Origin of the sequence: Bradyrhizobium ottawaense (assembly GCF_900099825.1) — a bacterium.
Taxonomy (GTDB): domain Bacteria; phylum Pseudomonadota; class Alphaproteobacteria; order Rhizobiales; family Xanthobacteraceae; genus Bradyrhizobium; species Bradyrhizobium ottawaense_A.
In genome coordinates, this window is record NZ_LT629693.1 from 2630450 (window position 1) to 2647169 (window position 16720).

Annotated in this window: 14 protein-coding genes; 9 read left to right on the forward strand and 5 right to left on the reverse strand. The window is 64.8% G+C overall.

What is annotated here, in order from left to right:
• The first annotated feature begins 152 nt into the window (after positions 1-152).
• The 6 genes from ileS to arfB all read left to right on the forward strand — a co-directional run bounded on the left by ileS (position 153) and on the right by arfB (position 7985).
• On the forward strand, positions 153-3182 hold the full coding sequence (ileS, locus tag BLR13_RS12290) for an isoleucine--tRNA ligase (protein WP_074823847.1): 3030 nt from the start codon (positions 153-155) through the stop codon (positions 3180-3182).
• Complete coding sequence (lspA, locus tag BLR13_RS12295) at positions 3179-3676, forward strand: signal peptidase II (protein WP_074823844.1); 498 nt, start codon at positions 3179-3181, stop codon at positions 3674-3676. Before ileS ends, lspA begins: the two co-directional genes overlap by 4 nt.
• A 101-nt stretch (positions 3677-3777) precedes the next feature.
• Entirely contained in the window at positions 3778-4488 is a 711-nt protein-coding gene (locus BLR13_RS12300; RefSeq protein ID WP_074823841.1) for a hypothetical protein, read from the forward strand.
• Between the two features lie 165 nt (positions 4489-4653).
• Positions 4654-6048 (forward strand): M16 family metallopeptidase, encoded by a 1395-nt coding sequence (locus tag BLR13_RS12305; RefSeq protein WP_074823839.1) that lies wholly within the window; start codon positions 4654-4656, stop codon positions 6046-6048.
• On the forward strand, positions 6045-7415 hold the full coding sequence (locus tag BLR13_RS12310; RefSeq protein WP_433994267.1) for a M16 family metallopeptidase: 1371 nt from the start codon (positions 6045-6047) through the stop codon (positions 7413-7415). Before BLR13_RS12305 ends, BLR13_RS12310 begins: the two co-directional genes overlap by 4 nt.
• A 150-nt stretch (positions 7416-7565) precedes the next feature.
• Positions 7566-7985, forward strand: a complete 420-nt coding sequence (gene arfB, locus BLR13_RS12315; RefSeq protein WP_074831603.1) for an alternative ribosome rescue aminoacyl-tRNA hydrolase ArfB — start codon at positions 7566-7568, stop codon at positions 7983-7985.
• A gap of 19 nt (positions 7986-8004) precedes the next feature.
• Here the strand turns inward: arfB and BLR13_RS12320 are convergent, their stop codons facing one another.
• Both BLR13_RS12320 and BLR13_RS12325 read right to left on the reverse strand, forming a co-directional pair.
• Complete coding sequence (locus tag BLR13_RS12320) at positions 8005-8532, reverse strand: RNA polymerase sigma factor (protein ID WP_074823837.1); 528 nt, start codon at positions 8530-8532, stop codon at positions 8005-8007.
• The gene (locus tag BLR13_RS12325; protein WP_074823834.1) at positions 8529-8735 is read right to left on the reverse strand and encodes a YgaP family membrane protein; all 207 of its coding nucleotides are present in this window, start codon (positions 8733-8735) and stop codon (positions 8529-8531) included. The genes BLR13_RS12320 and BLR13_RS12325 overlap by 4 nt, the downstream gene beginning before the upstream one ends.
• A 165-nt stretch (positions 8736-8900) precedes the next feature.
• On the opposite strand from BLR13_RS12325, the gene mutL reads away from it, so the two are divergent.
• On the forward strand, positions 8901-10724 hold the full coding sequence (mutL, locus tag BLR13_RS12330) for a DNA mismatch repair endonuclease MutL (protein WP_074823832.1): 1824 nt from the start codon (positions 8901-8903) through the stop codon (positions 10722-10724).
• A gap of 81 nt (positions 10725-10805) precedes the next feature.
• Here the strand turns inward: mutL and rsmD are convergent, their stop codons facing one another.
• Together rsmD and BLR13_RS12340 are read right to left on the reverse strand one after the other, a co-directional pair.
• Entirely contained in the window at positions 10806-11363 is a 558-nt protein-coding gene (gene rsmD / locus BLR13_RS12335) for a 16S rRNA (guanine(966)-N(2))-methyltransferase RsmD (protein WP_074823830.1), read from the reverse strand.
• Between the two features lie 7 nt (positions 11364-11370).
• Positions 11371-13587, reverse strand: coding sequence for a pseudouridine synthase (locus BLR13_RS12340; RefSeq protein ID WP_074823827.1), 2217 nt, complete (start codon positions 13585-13587; stop codon positions 11371-11373).
• Positions 13588-13746: 159 nt separating this feature from the next.
• On the opposite strand from BLR13_RS12340, the gene BLR13_RS12345 reads away from it, so the two are divergent.
• Positions 13747-14193 (forward strand): nucleoside deaminase, encoded by a 447-nt coding sequence (locus tag BLR13_RS12345; protein ID WP_244525162.1) that lies wholly within the window; start codon positions 13747-13749, stop codon positions 14191-14193.
• A gap of 140 nt (positions 14194-14333) precedes the next feature.
• On the opposite strand, the gene BLR13_RS12350 is transcribed toward BLR13_RS12345, so the two are convergent.
• A complete protein-coding gene (locus BLR13_RS12350) occupies positions 14334-15239 on the reverse strand; it encodes an alpha/beta fold hydrolase (RefSeq protein WP_074823821.1) in 906 nt (301 codons plus the stop codon).
• A 134-nt stretch (positions 15240-15373) separates the two neighbouring features.
• On the opposite strand from BLR13_RS12350, the gene BLR13_RS12355 reads away from it, so the two are divergent.
• On the forward strand, positions 15374-16606 hold the full coding sequence (locus BLR13_RS12355; RefSeq protein WP_074823818.1) for an acyl-CoA dehydrogenase family protein: 1233 nt from the start codon (positions 15374-15376) through the stop codon (positions 16604-16606).
• Positions 16607-16720: the final 114 nt, after the last annotated feature.

Consider the following 16720-nt stretch of genomic DNA (forward strand, 5'->3'; position numbering starts at 1 on the left):
CGGCCGGCTGCTATGGAATGGCCCCATGTTCGCGCGGCGCACCATACGCATTAGCGGCCCGGCTTCCGCCTGAGCTTCGGCTCGGCGCAAGACCGGGATGTCCCTGCTTCATCCGCGTTTCAGCGCCGTTTACGAGCCAAATCAGAGCATTCATGTCCGAAAAACCGCAAAAGTCCGACGTCGCCGACTATTCCAAAACCTTGTTCCTGCCGCAGACGGATTTCCCGATGCGCGCCGGCCTGCCGAAGCTCGAGCCTGAAATCCTCAAGCACTGGAACGAGATCGACCTCTACGGCAAGCTGCGCGAGGGCGCCAAGGGCCGGGCCAAATTCGTGCTGCATGACGGCCCACCCTACGCCAACGGCAACATCCATATCGGCCACTCCCTGAACAAGATCCTCAAGGACGTGGTGACCAAGAGCCAGCAGATGCTCGGCTTCGATTCCAACTACGTGCCGGGCTGGGACTGTCACGGCCTGCCGATCGAATGGAAGATCGAGGAAGAGAACTACCGCTCCAAGGGCAAGCAGAAGCCTGACTTCCGCGACTCGGCGGCGATGGTGGCGTTCCGCAAGGAATGCCGCGCCTACGCGACGCACTGGCTCAACGTACAGCGCGAGGAATTCAAGCGGCTCGGCATCATCGGCGACTGGGATCATCCCTACGCCACCATGAGCTATCCCGCCGAAGCCCAGATCGCGCGCGAGCTGATGAAGTTCGCCGCCAACGGCACGCTCTATCGCGGCTCCAAGCCTGTCATGTGGAGCGTGGTGGAGAAGACCGCGCTGGCCGAAGCCGAGGTCGAATATGAGGACTACACCTCCGATACGGTGTGGGTGAAGTTTCCGGTCACCTCGCCGGCGCATGGCGCACTCGCCAACGCTTCCGTCGTGATCTGGACCACGACGCCGTGGACGCTGCCCGGCAACCGGGCGATCTCGTTCTCGCCGAAGATCGGCTATGGCCTCTTTGAGGTCACCGACGCACCATCAGACAATTGGGCGAAAAATGGCGACCTGCTGATCCTCGCCGATGCGCTCGCCGAAGGCGTATTCAAGCAGGCGCGCGTCACTGCCTACAAGAAGGTGCGCGACCTGCCGGCCGACACGCTGGACGCGGTGGAATGCGCCCATCCGCTGAAGGGCGTCGGCGGCGGCTACGAATTCACCGTGCCATTGCTGCCCGGAGACCACGTCACCGACGATACCGGCACCGGCTTCGTGCACACCGCGCCCGGTCACGGCCGCGAGGACTTCGATGTCTGGATGGCGAACGCGCGCGAGCTGGAAGCGCGCGGCATCAACACCACGATCCCCTACACCGTCGACGAGAACGGCGCCTTCACCGACCATGCGCCGGGCTTTACCGGCAAGCGCGTGATCAACGACAAAGGCGAAAAGGGCGACGCCAACGAGGCCGTGATCACGGCACTGATCGACGCCGGCAAGCTGTTGGCGCGCGGCCGGCTCAAGCACCAATACCCGCATTCCTGGCGCTCGAAGAAACCGGTGATCTTCCGCAACACGCCGCAATGGTTCATCGCGATGGACAAAGCGATTACTCCAAACAAGGTGGTTTGGGGCGGCGGTCCGAATACCTTGACACTGACCGGCGACGACACTCTGCGGAACCGGGCTCTGAAAGCGATCTCCGTAACGCAATGGGTGCCGCAGTCCGGCGAAAACCGCATCAACGGCATGATCAACAGCAAGCCCGACTGGGTGATCTCGCGCCAGCGCGCCTGGGGCGTGCCGATCGCGGTGTTCGTGCGCGAGAAGGGCGACGGCTCGGCCGAAATCCTGCAGGACGAAGCCGTCAACAAGCGCATCACGGAGGCCTTCGAAAAGGAAGGCGCCGACGCCTGGTACATGGAAGGTGCCCGCGAACGCTTCCTTGGGCCGCTCGGCAACGAGGAATGGAAGAAGGTCGACGACATCTGCGACGTCTGGTTCGATTCCGGCTCGACGCATGCGTTCGTGCTGGAAGACCCCGTGCACTTCCCGGGGCTCGCCGGCGTCAAGCGCAAGGTCGATGGCGGCCGGGATACCGTGATGTATCTGGAAGGCAGCGACCAGCATCGCGGCTGGTTCCAGTCGTCGCTGCTGGAAAGCTGCGGCACCCGCGGCCGCGCCCCGTTCGACATCGTGCTCACCCACGGCTTCACGCTCGACGAGAACGGCCGCAAGATGTCGAAGTCGGTCGGCAACACCGTCGAGCCGCAAAAGATCATGAAAGATTCCGGCGCGGATATTCTGCGGCTGTGGGTCTGCGCCACCGACTATGCCGACGACCAGCGCATCGGGCCGGAAATCCTCAAGAACACCATCGAGACCTATCGCAAATTGCGCAACTCGATCCGCTGGATGCTCGGCACACTGCATCACTTCAAGAAGAGCGATGCCGTCGCCTTTGCCGAGATGCCCGAACTCGAGCGGCTGATGCTGCACGAGCTTGCCGGCCGCGCCGCCATCGTGCGGCAGGCCTATGCCGAGTTCGACTACAAGACCGTGGTGGCCAGCCTGTCGGCGTTCATGAACACCGAATTGTCGGCGTTCTATTTCGACATCCGCAAGGACGCGCTGTATTGCGACGCGCCGTCCTCGTTGGCGCGCAAGGCCGCACTGACCACGATCGACATCATCTGCGACGCGATCCTGCGCTGGCTGGCGCCGGTCTTGAGCTTCACCTGCGACGAGGCCTGGCGGATGTACCGACCGAATGCCGAACCGTCGGTGCACCTGACGCTGTTCCCGGAAGGGTTCGATAAATTCCGCGATGACGCGCTGGCGGCCAAGTGGGAAACCATCCGCGACGTTAGGCGTGTGGTGACCGGCGCGCTCGAACTCGAACGCGCCGCCAAGAACATCGGCTCCTCGCTGGAGGCCTCGCCGCTGGTCTACGTCTCGGACAAGAATATCTTCAGCACGCTGTTCGACGTCGATCTCGCCGAAGTCTGCATCACCTCGAACGCGATGGTGACCAATGACGCAGCACCGGCCAATGCCTTTACGCTCGGCGACGTGCAGGGTGTCGCGGTGGTGGTCGAAAAGGCAGTCGGTACCAAATGCGCGCGGTCGTGGAAGATCCTGCCGACCGTCGGCGAGGATGCCGAATACCCTGATGTCTCGCCGCGCGACGCGCAGGCGTTGCGGGAGTGGAAGGCGCTGGGAGTGAGTGTGTGACCCCTCACCTCCGCGCCGGCGTCATCGCCGCGATTGCCGCCCTGGTCGCAGACCAGGCTTCAAAACTCTGGCTGCTCAACGTGCTCGACATCGCCCATCGCGGCGCGGTCAAGGTCGCGCCGTTTTTCGACCTGGAGCTGGCCTGGAATGTCGGAATCAGCTTCGGCTGGCTGCAGTCCGACAGCCCGATGGCGCAGGTGGGCCTGATGGCCGTCAAGGTGGTGGCCGTGGTCGTGCTGGCGGTCTGGATGGCGCGGTCCCGCACCTTGCTGGCGACCGTGGCGCTCGGCCTGATCATTGGCGGCGCTGTCGGCAACGGCATCGACCGCTTCCTGCATGGCGCGGTGGTCGATTTCGCCCATTTCCATCTCGAAATCAGTGGAATCAGGTACAGCTGGTACGTGTTTAACCTTGCGGATGTGGCCATTGTTGCCGGGGTAGCGGCCCTATTGTATGACTCCTTCCTGGGAGTCCCCGCCGCAAAAGCGCCCTGATCCCGGCCGATACGGACCCCCAGCGGTATGTTACCTGCATGCGCGGGATTACGCCCTAAAGCCGGCCCCGCCGTTTGCGGAACTTGAATGGGAACAGCGCGATGCGCCAAACCGAAGCCAGCTTCCGGATGTTGCAGACCCCCCCGTTGACGCGGGCGCTGCGGCTCGCCGCCATGGCGCTGGGCATCGGCCTCGTGATGGCCGCCGGCCCGGTCCGCGCCGGTGACGACGATGACGACGACAAGACCTTCGAGGAAAAGATCATCGAAGGCATCATGGCCGGCATCGGCGGCACCAACATGGAAAACAAAGGCATCGATTACCGCGAGCGTTCCCCGCTGGTGGTTCCGCCCAAGATCGACCTGCCGCCGCCGGCCGGCACTTCGGCCGAAGTGAAGGCGCCGAACTGGCCAAAGGATCCCGACGAGCAGCGCCGCAAGGCCGCCGCCGCGGCCCGCAAGAAGGAAAACAAGGATCCGGCGCTGCAGGCCCGCATCCTGACGCCGGCCGAACTCGCGGTCGGCAAGACCGCGGCGCCCTCGCGCACCAACAACGATCCAGTTCAGCCCGGCACGAACAACAACAATCCGATCCTGAGCCCCTCGCAGCTCGGCTATAGCGGCGGCTTCAGCGGCCTGTTCGGCGGCAGCAAGACCGAGACGGCTCCGTTCAAGGGCGAGCCGACGCGGGATACCCTGACCATGCCGCCGCCCGGTTACCAGACGCCGTCATCGAATTTTGCCTACGGCACCGGACCGAAGGAATCGCTCAATAAGGAATACAATCCGGCCGCCGGCAAGTATGGCGAATAGTTAAGCCGATCTCTCGCCTTCGTGACGATTCCGCAGCACCGGCGCGGTGTACGATATCGCGGCTTCATCCCGAACGATTGGTTCGGGTTCGCCCCCAACAATTGCGCGAATTCCCGTCGCAAAACCGGTAACCGCTTTTGCGGAATACGCGCCAGACAGGTCCTGATGACATCGCACCGCTTTGCCGTTTCGCTCGTTGCCGCAGCCCTCGTCTCCACATTCGCCTTTTCCGACGGCCCCGCCTTCGCCCAGACCACGGTGACGTCGGAGCGGCCTGCCAGCTTTACCCTTGGCAACGGCCTGCAGGTGGTGGTGATCCCCGATCACCGCACCCCGGTCGTGACGCAGATGATCTGGTACAAGGTCGGCTCCGCCGACGAGACGCCGGGCAAATCGGGGCTGGCGCATTTCCTCGAACACCTGATGTTCAAGGGCACCAGCAAGCATCCGGTCGGTGAGTTTTCCCAGACCGTGCTGCGGATCGGCGGCAACGAGAACGCCTTCACCTCGGTCGACTACACCGGCTATTTCCAGCGCGTGCCGCGCGAGCAACTCGCGAGCATGATGGAATTCGAGGCCGACCGCATGACCGGCCTCGTTCTCAAGGACGAGAACGTGCTGCCGGAGCGCGATGTCGTGCTGGAGGAATTCAACATGCGGGTCGCCAACAATCCGGATGCGCGGCTGACCGAGCAGATCATGGCGGCGCTGTATCTCAACCATCCCTATGGCCGTCCGGTGATCGGCTGGCATCAGGAGATCGAGAAGCTCGACCGCGAGGATGCGCTGGCGTTCTACAAGCGCTTCTACGCGCCGAACAATGCGATCCTGGTGATCGCGGGCGACGTCGACGCCAAGGATATCCGCCCGATGGTGGAAAATGCCTATGGCGCCATTCCCGCCCAGCCGGCCATCCCGGCGCAACGCGTCCGCCCGCAGGAGCCGGTGCCGGCGGCGCCGCGCACCGTGACGCTGTCCGATCCGCGCGTCGAACAGACCGGCCTGCGGCGCTATTACCTCGTCCCCTCGTCCGCGACCGCTGCCGCCGGCGAAGGCCCGGCGCTGGACGTGCTGGCGCAATTGATGGGCGGCGGCTCCAACTCCTACCTCTATCGCGCGCTGGTGATCGACAGTCCGCTCGCGATCAGTGCCGGCGCCGGCTATCAGGGCACCTCGCTCGATCCGTCGCAGTTCTCGATCTCGGTCTCGCCGAAATCCGGCGTCGAGTTCGCGCAGATCGAACAGGTGATCGACCGCGTGATCGCGGATGTGATCCAGAACCCCGCCCGTGCGGAAGACCTCGAGCGGGTCAAGACGCAACTGATCGCGGAGGCGATCTACGCCCAGGACAACCAGGCGACGCTGGCGCGCTGGTATGGCGGCGCGCTCACCACCGGACTTTCGATCGACGATATCAGAAGCTGGCCCGACCGGATTCGCGCGGTCACCGCCGCGCAGGTCCGCGACGCCGCGCAGAAATGGCTCGACAAGAAGCGTTCGGTGACCGGCTACCTGATCAAGGATACCACCGCGCCGAAGCGCGAGGAGAAACGCTCGTGATCCGTTTTCAGATTGGCGCGCAGCGCTTCGCTTCCATTCTTGCCGCCTGCGTTGCGCTGATCTCTCTCACAGCGACCCCGTCGCATGCCGCCGCAAAAATCCAGCGGCTGGTCTCGCCCGGCGGCATCGAGGCCTGGTTCGTGCAGGACGCGACCGTGCCCCTGATCGCGATGGAATATGCCTTCGGCGGCGGTGCCACCCAGGATCCGGCCGGCAAGTCCGGCGTCGGCAACATGGTTGCCAGCCTGCTCGATGAGGGCTCCGGCGATCTCGATTCCACGACCTTTCACGAGCGCCTCGACCGCCGCGCCATCGAATTGAGCTTCTCGTCGACGCGGGATTATTTCCGCGGCTCGTTGCGCATGCTCAAGGACAACAAGGACGAGGCCTACGACCTGTTGCGGCTGTCGCTGACCTCGCCGCATTTCGACAGCACCGACGTCGAGCGGATTCGCGCGCAGGTGATCTCGGGGTTGCGGCGCGACACGACCAATCCCTCCGCGCTGGCGAGCCGCAAGTTCCTCGAAATCACCTTCGGCGACCATCCCTATAGCCGGCAGGCCAGCGGCACGCTCGACAGCGTGCCGAAAATCGATGTCGCCGACCTGAAGGACTATGTCGGCCGCGTGATCGCAAAGGATACGCTGCGGATCGCCGTGGTCGGCGACGTTGACGCCGACACGCTCGGCAAGCTGCTGGACAAGACGTTCGGCGGATTGCCGGCCAAGTCCAACCTGACGCCAATCGCCGACGTGCAGGCCGCCAGGCCGCCGCAGCGCGCCTTCATCCCGCTCGACGTGCCGCAGACCGTGGTGACCTTCGGCGGCCCCGGCATCGGCCGCCACGATCCGAATTTCATGGCGGCTTACGTCGTCAACCACATTCTCGGCGGCGGCGGCCTGTCGTCGCGGCTCTACAAGGAAGTCCGCGAAAAGCGCGGCCTGGCCTATTCGGTCTACGAGTCGCTGCTCTGGATGGATCATTCCGCGGTTTTCGTCGGCAACACCGGCACCCGTGCCGATCGCGCCGGCGAGACCGTCGATGCGATCGAGAAGGAAATCCGCCGCATCGCCGAGGACGGCCCGACCCAGAAAGAGCTGGACGAAGCCAAGTCGTATCTGAAGGGCTCGCAGATGCTGGCGCTCGATACCTCCTCGAAGCTGGCGCAGGGGATGCTGCAGTACCAGCTCGACAAGCTGCCGATCGATTATATCGAGAAGCGCAATGCCATTGTCGACGCCGTGACGCTCGACGACGCCAGGAAGGCCGCCAGGTTCTTGTGGGGTCAGGGCCTCCTGACCGTCATCGTCGGCCGCGCCCCGCAGGCCGCCGCCCAGCCCGCCGCGGCGCCGCCGAAGGCGAATTAATTTCATCCGAGATCGACCGCACTCCCTCCGGCGAAACACACTCCATTCTCTCCCCCCTTGCGGGGGAGAGAATGGAAAAAGCGCGGCAAAGAAACTTCAACGCAAAACCGCTATTGTGCGCTCGCCGATTCTCATTTCCCGGTGAATGTCATGCTGCGGATCTCCCGCGACCTCACGATCGACGAGAACGACATCGTGATCGATTTCGTCCGCGCCTCCGGTCCGGGCGGTCAGAACGTCAACAAGCTCTCCACCGCGGCCCAGTTGCGCTTCGACACGCGCAAGGTCACGCTGCCGGAGGACGCTGCGCTGCGGCTCAATCGTCTGGCCGGCCAGCGCATGACCAAGGACGGCGTCATCGTGATCCACGCCCAGCGTTTCCGCACCCAGGAACGCAACCGGGCCGACGCCATCGACCGCCTGCTCGAACTGCTGCGCGAGGCCATGGTGCGACCGATCCCGCGGCGGGCGACCAAGCCGACCTTCGGATCGAAGCAGCGCCGGCTGGAAGGCAAGAAGCGCCGCAGCGACGTCAAGGCAGGGCGCGGCACGCGCGGCTACGACGATTGAGGTCTCCGCCGCCGTCATCTCAATCCTTGACCAGATATTCCCGGATCATGAGCCGCGCGCGGTGAATGCGCGCCTTGACGCTCTCGCGCGTCAGGGCGAGCACCGCGCCGATCTCGTCGATCGACAGTTCCTCGATATCGCGCAGCACCTCGCGATAATGATCCGGCAGCGACTGGATCGCGCGGGACAGATCGATGCGGATGTCTTCCGCCGGCAGATGCACCAGGCGCGCTTCGGCAACGTCGGCCGGCGTGGCGGCCATCCCCATCGAGCCGCGCAGCAGGCGAAGGCAGGCGCGCCGCGCCACCGCGAGCAGCCACGCCGAAAACGACGTCACTGCCCGCAAAGTTCCGACGCGCCGGTACAGCAGCAACAGCGTTTCCTGAACCGCGTCGTCGATGTCGGCCGCGCGGCAGTTGCGCGCGGCATAGCGGCGGATATCCGGCGGCGCTGCCGAGATCAGCAAGACCAGCGCGTTCTCGTCACCGCAGCGCGCGGCTTCGATCAGGCTCGGGTCAGCGCGCCCGGTTCGCGCCAGCGAGGTCATGACAAGGGCAGCCTCCGGCCCGCCATGGCGCACATCGGGCAGAATCCGAAGAATCCGGTCATCAGGGTCACCCCTCCGGCAGCGCCAATCAAATAGCCGATCGGCAGGCCCTGAAAACCCAGCAACCCACATGCGACCATGGCCGTGCCCCCGATAACCCGCGCAGCCCGCTCCCAGCCCGGCAAATTCTTGCGATAAAACATGATAGCTCCTCTGGTTTCACGAGAGAACTCATGCGCTCTCGTGTCATAGAGCCGTCCGGCCGGGCTTTCGGTTCGCCCGTCGCCAACTATATTTGGCCCCGGATTCACAGGGAAAACCGGCCGGTTTGAGTCCCGCCTCGGCCCCAAATCGGCTACCAACAGCCCATGCCCGTCCGCCAGCTCCCCGAACAGGTCGTCAACCGCATCGCCGCCGGCGAGGTGGTCGAACGTCCCGCGAGCGTGGTCAAGGAACTCGTGGAAAACGCCATCGACGCCGGCGCCAGCCGGGTCGATATCTTCACCGACGGTGGCGGCCGGCGACGGATCGGCATCACCGACGACGGCGGCGGCATGACCCATGGCGACCTCGCGCTCGCCGTCGATCGCCACGCCACCTCCAAGCTCGACGACGAGGACCTGCTGCAAATCCGCACGCTCGGGTTCCGCGGCGAGGCGCTCCCCTCGATCGGCGCGGTCGCCAAGCTCGGCATCACCACGCGCCATGCCAGCGAGCCGCATGCGTGGTCGCTGGCGGTCGAAGGCGGCGAGAAATCGGCGATCATGCCGGCCGCGCTGTCTCAAGGCACCCGCGTCGAGGTCAGCGATCTCTTCTACGCGACACCGGCACGGCTGAAATTCCTCAAGACCGACCGTACCGAGGCCGAGGCGATCCGCGAAGTCGTGCGCCGCCTTGCGATGGCGCGGCCCGACATTGCCTTCACGTTGGCCGGCGAGGAACGTGCACCGGTGACCTGGGCTGCGGCGCTGCCGGGCGCGGCCGGGCGGTTGACGCGACTCGGCGATATTCTTGGCGCGGACTTTCGCGGCAGCGCCATCGAAGTGCGCGCCGAGCGCGAGGGCGTGACGGTCGAAGGTTTTGCCGCAGCACCCTCGCTGACCCGCGCCAATGCGCTCGGGCAATATCTGTTCGTCAACGGCCGTCCGGTGCGCGACAAGCTCATCCTCGGCGCGGTGCGAGGCGCCTATGCCGATTACCTCCCGCGCGACCGGCATCCCGTCGTGGCGCTGTTCGTCACGACAGATCCGCAGGAGGTCGATGCCAATGTGCATCCGGCCAAGACCGAAGTCCGGTTCCGCAACGCCGGCCTCGTCCGCGCGCTGATTGTCCATGCGCTGAAGGACGGCCTCGCCCGCGAGGGCAAGCGCACCGCCGCCAACACCGACGGCTCGGCGCTGTCGGCGTTTCGTCCGTCGTTTGCGCCGTCGTTCACGCCACGTCCGGGCAACTGGGACTGGCGCGCCTCGCCGGCCTACCCGGCACGACCGATGCCGTCGTTCGACGGTGCAGCGGCGCAGGCCTTCGCCGAGCCGGGACAGGCCGCCTTCGATGTCGGCACGCCAACCGCCGACGTGCGCTTCGAAGTGCAACCTTCCGCCGACCTGCTCGACCGCCCGCTCGGCGCGGCACGTACCCAGATCCACGAAACCTATATCGTGTCGCAGACCCGCGACGGGCTCATTGTCGTGGATCAGCACGCCGCGCATGAGCGCATCGTCTATGAAAGACTGAAGGCGTCACTGGCGAAGAATGGCGTGCAGCGGCAGATCCTGCTGATCCCCGAGATCGTCGAATTCGACGAAGCCACCGTCGAAAAACTGCTCGATCGCGCCGAGGAACTGGCGACGTTCGGACTCGCGATCGATAGCTTCGGCCCCGGCGCGGTCGCGGTGCGCGAAACCCCGTCGCTGCTCGGCAAGGCCAATGCGGCAGGCCTGTTGCGCGACCTCGCCGAACACATGGCGGAATGGGATGAGGCGCTGCCGCTGGAGCGCCGGCTGATGCATGTCGCCGCCACCATGGCCTGCCACGGCTCGGTCCGCGCCGGCCGCCGCCTCAAGCCGGAAGAGATGAACGCGCTCTTGCGCGAGATGGAAGACACACCGAATTCCGGCCAGTGCAATCACGGCCGCCCGACCTATGTCGAACTGAAGCTGTCGGATATCGAGAAGCTGTTCGGGCGAAGGTGAAGCTACGTAGGGTGGATTAGCGAAGCGTAATCCACCGATTGCGCGCGGAGAGAACGGCGGATTACGCTTCGCTAATCCGCCCTACGAATTGGCTTTCAAAAACACAAATTCGGTGTCGTCATACGCCCGCCGCTCCAGCTCCTCGAAACCGTCAGGCGCGGTAAACGCGGCAGCCTTCGCTTCCTCGACCACGAGCAGCGCGCCCGGAATCAGCCAGCCGCCGTCGCGCAGCGAGACAAGCGCCTTTTCCGCCAGCCCCCTGCCGTAGGGCGGATCGAGAAACACCAGCGCGAACGGTTCGACCGGATGCGCCGGGCCGAGATCGGTGGCGTCGCGGCGATAGACTTTGGTGACGCCGCCGAGGCCGAGCGCCTCGACATTGTTGCGCAACAGGGCGCGCGCCTCGGCGCCGTTGTCGACGAACAGCGTGAATAGCGCGCCGCGCGACACCGCCTCGATGCCGAGCGCGCCGGTGCCGGCAAACAGATCGAGCACGCGCGCGCCCTCGATCGGATCGTCATAGGCATGGATGAGAATATTGAATACCGACTCGCGCAACCGATCCGCCGTTGGGCGGATATCGCTTGATGAGGGAGAAGCCAGGTTACGGCCCTTCAACCGCCCGCCGACGACACGCATAGCTCAACTACTCGTCGCGCGGCGTCAGGTCGCGCTTGCCGTGGTAGCCGCGTTGCGGGCGGCGTGGCGGGCCGTAGCCGCTGGCCTCTTCCTCGTTGCGCGCACGGGCTTCCTCGCTGCCGGTGCGCTGCACCAGCACGCGGCGGCCCTTGCGGTCGGCGATCACTTCCCTCTTGCTGACCGGCTTGGACGGCTTTGAACCGTGCGAAGCTTCGGACGATGCCTCCTGGGACTTATCAGCCGGCATCGGCCGGTTGAAATCGGCGCCGGCCAACGCTGCGATCTTCTCGCCGAGCTGCTCGCGCAACACCCGGGTCTTGACCTCCTCGACCTTGCCTTCTTCGAGTTCGCCGAGCTGGAACGGCCCGTAGGAGACGCGGATCAGCCGGTTCACCTCGAGGCCGAGATGCGCCATCACGTTGCGGACTTCGCGGTTCTTGCCTTCGCGGATCGCAAACACCAGCCACACATTGGCGCCCTGGTCGCGCTCCAGCGTCGCGTCGATCGAGCCGTATTTGACGCCGTCGACCTCAACGCCCTTCTTCAGCTCGTCGAGCTGGCCCTGCGTGACGTCGCCATGGGCGCGAACGCGGTAGCGCCGCAGCCAGCCGGTGTCGGGCAGTTCGAGCGCCCGCGCCAGTCCGCCGTCATTGGTCAGCAGCAGCAGGCCTTCGGTGTTGAAATCGAGCCGGCCGATCGAGATCAGCCGCGGCAAGCCTTCCGGCAGGTTGTCGAACACGGTCGGCCGTCCCTCGGGATCGGCGTGCGTGGTCATCAGGCCGCGCGGCTTGTGGAACATGAACAGCCGGGTGCGCTCGCGCGGCGGCAACGGCTTGCCATCGATCGCGATGACATCGTTGCCGGTGACGTCGAGCGCCGGCGAGTTGATGACGCGGCCATTGACGGTGACGCGGCCCTGCGTGATCCATTCCTCGGCATCGCGGCGCGAAGCCAGCCCTGCCCGCGCCATCACCTTGGCGATGCGCTCACTGGTCTTCTTCTTCGGCTCGGGACGCGGTGCCCGCTTGTCGAAGTCGGGCGCACGCTCGCGGTAAGCGCCGCGGCCGCCGAACGCCGGACGCTTGGCGAACACCTTGCTGTCGTCTTCATTGTCGCGGCGCGGCCGATCTTCACCGGCCTCGTTACGCGGATGTTCCTGCCAGTCGGTGCGGCCCTCCGGCCGCTGACGCGGCCGGTCGAATTTCGGACGGTCGCCGCGGTCTTCACGGGGCCGGTCGAATTTCGGCCGTTCACGAAACGGACGATCGCCAGAAGGACGATCGCCACGCGGACGGTCTCCTTGGGGACGATCTTCACGCTTCTGCCACGGCTTTGAATCACCACGGTCAGAACCAAAATCCTTGCGCGGACCGCGATCCCGATCGCCCCCGCTGCCACGATCCGGGCGGCTGCCAAAATCCTTGCGTGGGCCACGATCCGGCGCACCGCGTGATGAGAACTTCTTGTCGCCACCAAATTTTCGCTCGGGCCGATCTCCACGAGGCCGATCGCCATCGCGCGAAGGCCGCGCGCTGAACGGACGATCGCCACGGGGCCGGTCGCCGTCTTTGCGAAAACCCTCGCCACGCGGGGTGTAAGGCCGCTTCTCGCCGCCACCTTCCCGCGGCGTATAGGGTTTCTTGTCGCCGAACTTCTTGTCCTGGAAACGTCCGGCCGGACGCGTATCGTCGCGATCGCGTCGCGGCGGCCGGTCGTCGCGGTTGAAGTTGGGACGGTCGCCGCGCGGCGTGTAGGGACGCTTTTCGCCGCCACGATCATCGCGGCTGAAATTCGGGCGGTCGCCACGCGGCTTGAACGGGCGCTTCTCGCCGTCACGGTCCGGACGTGAGCCAAAATCCTTGCGCGGTCCGCGGTCGGGACGATCACCAGCGGGACGATCCTCGCGGTTAAATCTAGGGCGCGGCGAGTCGCCAAAGTCCCGGCGCGGCGGACGATCGTCGCCATCGCGTTTGCCGGCATAGGGTTTGCCTGCGCCCGCATAGGGCTTCTTGCCGAACGATTTCGCGCCATCCGACTTACCGGCATAGGGACGCCGCTCGCCGTCCCCCTCGCTCTTGCCGGCAAAGCCGCGCTTGGCGAATTTCTTGTCCGGTCCCCGCGCTGCCCCGGAACGGCCCTTGCCGCCGCCGGCGCGGCCCTTGCCGTCGCCTTGGCGGTCACGCCGGCCGCGGGAATCGTTGTTTTTGTCGTTATCGCGGGGCATGAAGGGGCTCTCGGGTACGTATGAAATGGCTATCAGGCGGATGGGCTGTCATAGCGATAACGCGCGCGCACTCTGATCAAGGCGCATTCTCACGCAAAACCGGCATCCACGTTTGCTGAAGGTGCTCCTAGTAGCAGGTTTCTTTCGATGATACGAGGCATGACTGCCCCTTCTTTCATGGATTTGGCCCTCAAAACGGCCGAAAACGCCGGAAAAGCCGGCGAAGTTCCGATCGGATGCGTGATCGTCAGGGGTTATGAGGTCATCGCCGCCGCCGGCAACCGGACGCTGACCGACCGCGACCCGACCGCACATGCCGAAATCCTGGCGATCCGGCAGGCCGCCGAGGCTGTTGGCACCGAACGGCTGGTCGATTGCGACCTCTATGTCACGCTGGAGCCCTGCACCATGTGCGCCGGCGCGATTTCGTTCGCGCGGATCCGCCGGCTCTATTACGGCGCCGCCGACCCAAAGGGGGGTGCCGTGGATTCCGGCGTGCGGTTCTTCGCGCAGCCGACCTGTCACCATGTGCCGGAGGTCTATTCGGCGGTGGGCGAGACCGAGGCAGCGACGCTGCTGCGGGATTTCTTCAAGGTGAGGCGCTAGAGCCCTAAACCGTCATTGCGAGCGCAGCGACTTGTCCGCCGTAGCTCACCGAGCGTAGGCGGAAGCAATCCATCTTTCCTACGGAACGAAGCATGGATTGCTTCGTCGCTGGCGCTCCTCGCAATGACGACAGAGATAGCTCACGCCGCCAGAAAAAACTCCCGCAACAGCCTCGCCGTCACGTCCGGATTTTCTTCCGTCAGGAAATGCCCGCTATCGACCGGCGCGCCGGACACGTTGGGTGCCCATTTCTTCCAGGTGTCGAGCGGCGTCGCCGCGGCCTTTGCGATGCCGACGTCGCCCCACAGCGCAAGCATCGGGATCGTGATCTTCTTGCCCGCATCGAAGTCCGCCTTGTCGATATCGTAGTCGGCATAGGCGCCGGCGCGGTAATCCTCGCACATCGCGTGAATCCGCGATGGGTCGAGGAACGGCGCGATGTAATGCTGCAGCGCGCGCGGATCCATTGCAGCCAGCGTCTTCGACTTGGTCTGGCTCGCCATCTTCTGCCGGAGAAAGAACTCGCCGTTGCCGCTGATCAGGGTTTCCGGCAGCGGATACGGCTGCGCCAGGAACGTCCAGTGATAGATGTTCAGCGCATACAGCCGGTTCATCTTCTCCCAGTAATCATAGGTCGGCAGGATATCGAGCACCGCCAGTTTCGACAGCCGGCCGGGATGATCGAGCGCCAGCCGGTACGACACACGCCCGCCGCGATCGTGACCCGCCAGCGCGAAATGCACATGGCCGAGCTGCTCCATCGCTTCCACCATCGTCTTCGCCATCGCGCGCTTGGTGTAGGGCGTGTGGTCCTTGTCGCTGTCGGGCATGTCCGACCAGCCATAGCCCGGCAGGTCGGCGATGATCAGGGTGAATTTGTCGGCCAGCTTCGGCGCGACCGTGTGCCACATCACATGGGTCGATGAAAAGCCGTGCAGCAGCAACAGCGGCGGCCCCTTACCGCCGACACGGGCGAAGATGCGACCCGCGCTGGTATTGATCCATTCGGAGGCATATCCGGGAAACAGATCGGCAAGATCGGGCATGGCTCACTCTCTCGTCATCGTCCGCCACCGGGTCAGTGCGTGCTTTAAACATTGTTTGGCGTTGCCGCTGGCACGTCCCAGCGTTATGCCATCCGGCAAGCCCGGCCAACAAGAACCAAAAGCGAGGAAGTGCCATGTCGATCGATTTCGAAATTCCGGCGGAAGCCAAGGCGATCCGCGAGAAGGTTCGCCAATGGGTGCACGATCACTGCATCCCCGCGGAGAAGGAACTCGACACCAAGCCGCTCGCCGAGGTGCTGGGCCCGCTGCGGGCCAAGGCCCGCGCGCAGGGCCTGTGGTGCCCGTTCGTGCCGAAGCAATATGGCGGCATGGGCCTCGGCCCGCTCGCCAACGCGCTGGTGCAGATGGAGCTCGGCGAGAGTATGCTCGGCGCGCTTTCAATGAACACGCAGGGTCCCGACGACGCCTCGATGATGACCATTCTCGAGCACGGCACGGAATATCAGAAGGAAAAGTTCCTAAAACCCCTGCTGAACGGCGAGAAGCGCATCTGCTTTTCGATGACCGAGAAGGCCGCCGGCGCCGACGCCACCGGCATGCAGACCACCGCCGTCAAGGACGGCAACGAGAATTACGTTCTCAACGGCGAAAAATGGTTCTCGTCCTCCGCCAGCGTTGCCGACATGGCGCTTGTCATGGCCAAGACCGATCCGAACGCACCGCGCCATCAGCAGTATTCCACCTTCATCGTCGAGCTGCCGAACCCCGGCTACAAGATCAAGCGCAATGTCGCGAACATGGCGATCGAGGGGCCGCATGACGACGTGCTGCACGGCGGCCATTCCGAGATCGAGATCAAGGATCTGAAAGTATCGGCCGACAACCTGCTCGGTGGCGAAGGCAACGGCTTCAACATGGGCCAGCACCGCCTCGCTTACGGCCGCTTGCGCCACGGCATGCACAACGTCGCCAAGGCGCAGCGCGCCCTCGACATGGCGGTCGCCCACATCACCAAGCGTTCGACCTTCGGCGTGCTGCTCGCCGATCGCCAGGGCGTCCAGTTCATGCTCGCCGATTGCGCCGAACAGCTCTATATCGGCCGCCTGATGCTGCTGCACATCGCCTACAAGGCGGAAAAGGGCATGGACATCCGGCAGGAGAACTCGATCGCCAAGATCTTCCATGCCCATATGGTGCACAAGGTGATCGATACCGCGATCCAGCTCCACGGCGCCCTCGGCTTTTCCCAGGATACGCCGCTCGCCAAATGGTACACCCAGGTACGTGCGCAGCGGCTGGTCGACGGTCCGGACGAAGTGCACCGATGGAAGATCGGCAAGAACGTCATCAAGGCGTTCCGCGAGCACGGCACCACCGCGAGCGCGGTGGGCGGGGATTTGCTGTAGTCGTCGCATCGAGCGACGAGCAAATCTCAAGGTGTCATTGCCGGGCTTGACCCGGCAATCCATCCCCTAAAAGAGTCTTCACGAAGCTGATGGATGCCCGGGTCACCTAGCGCG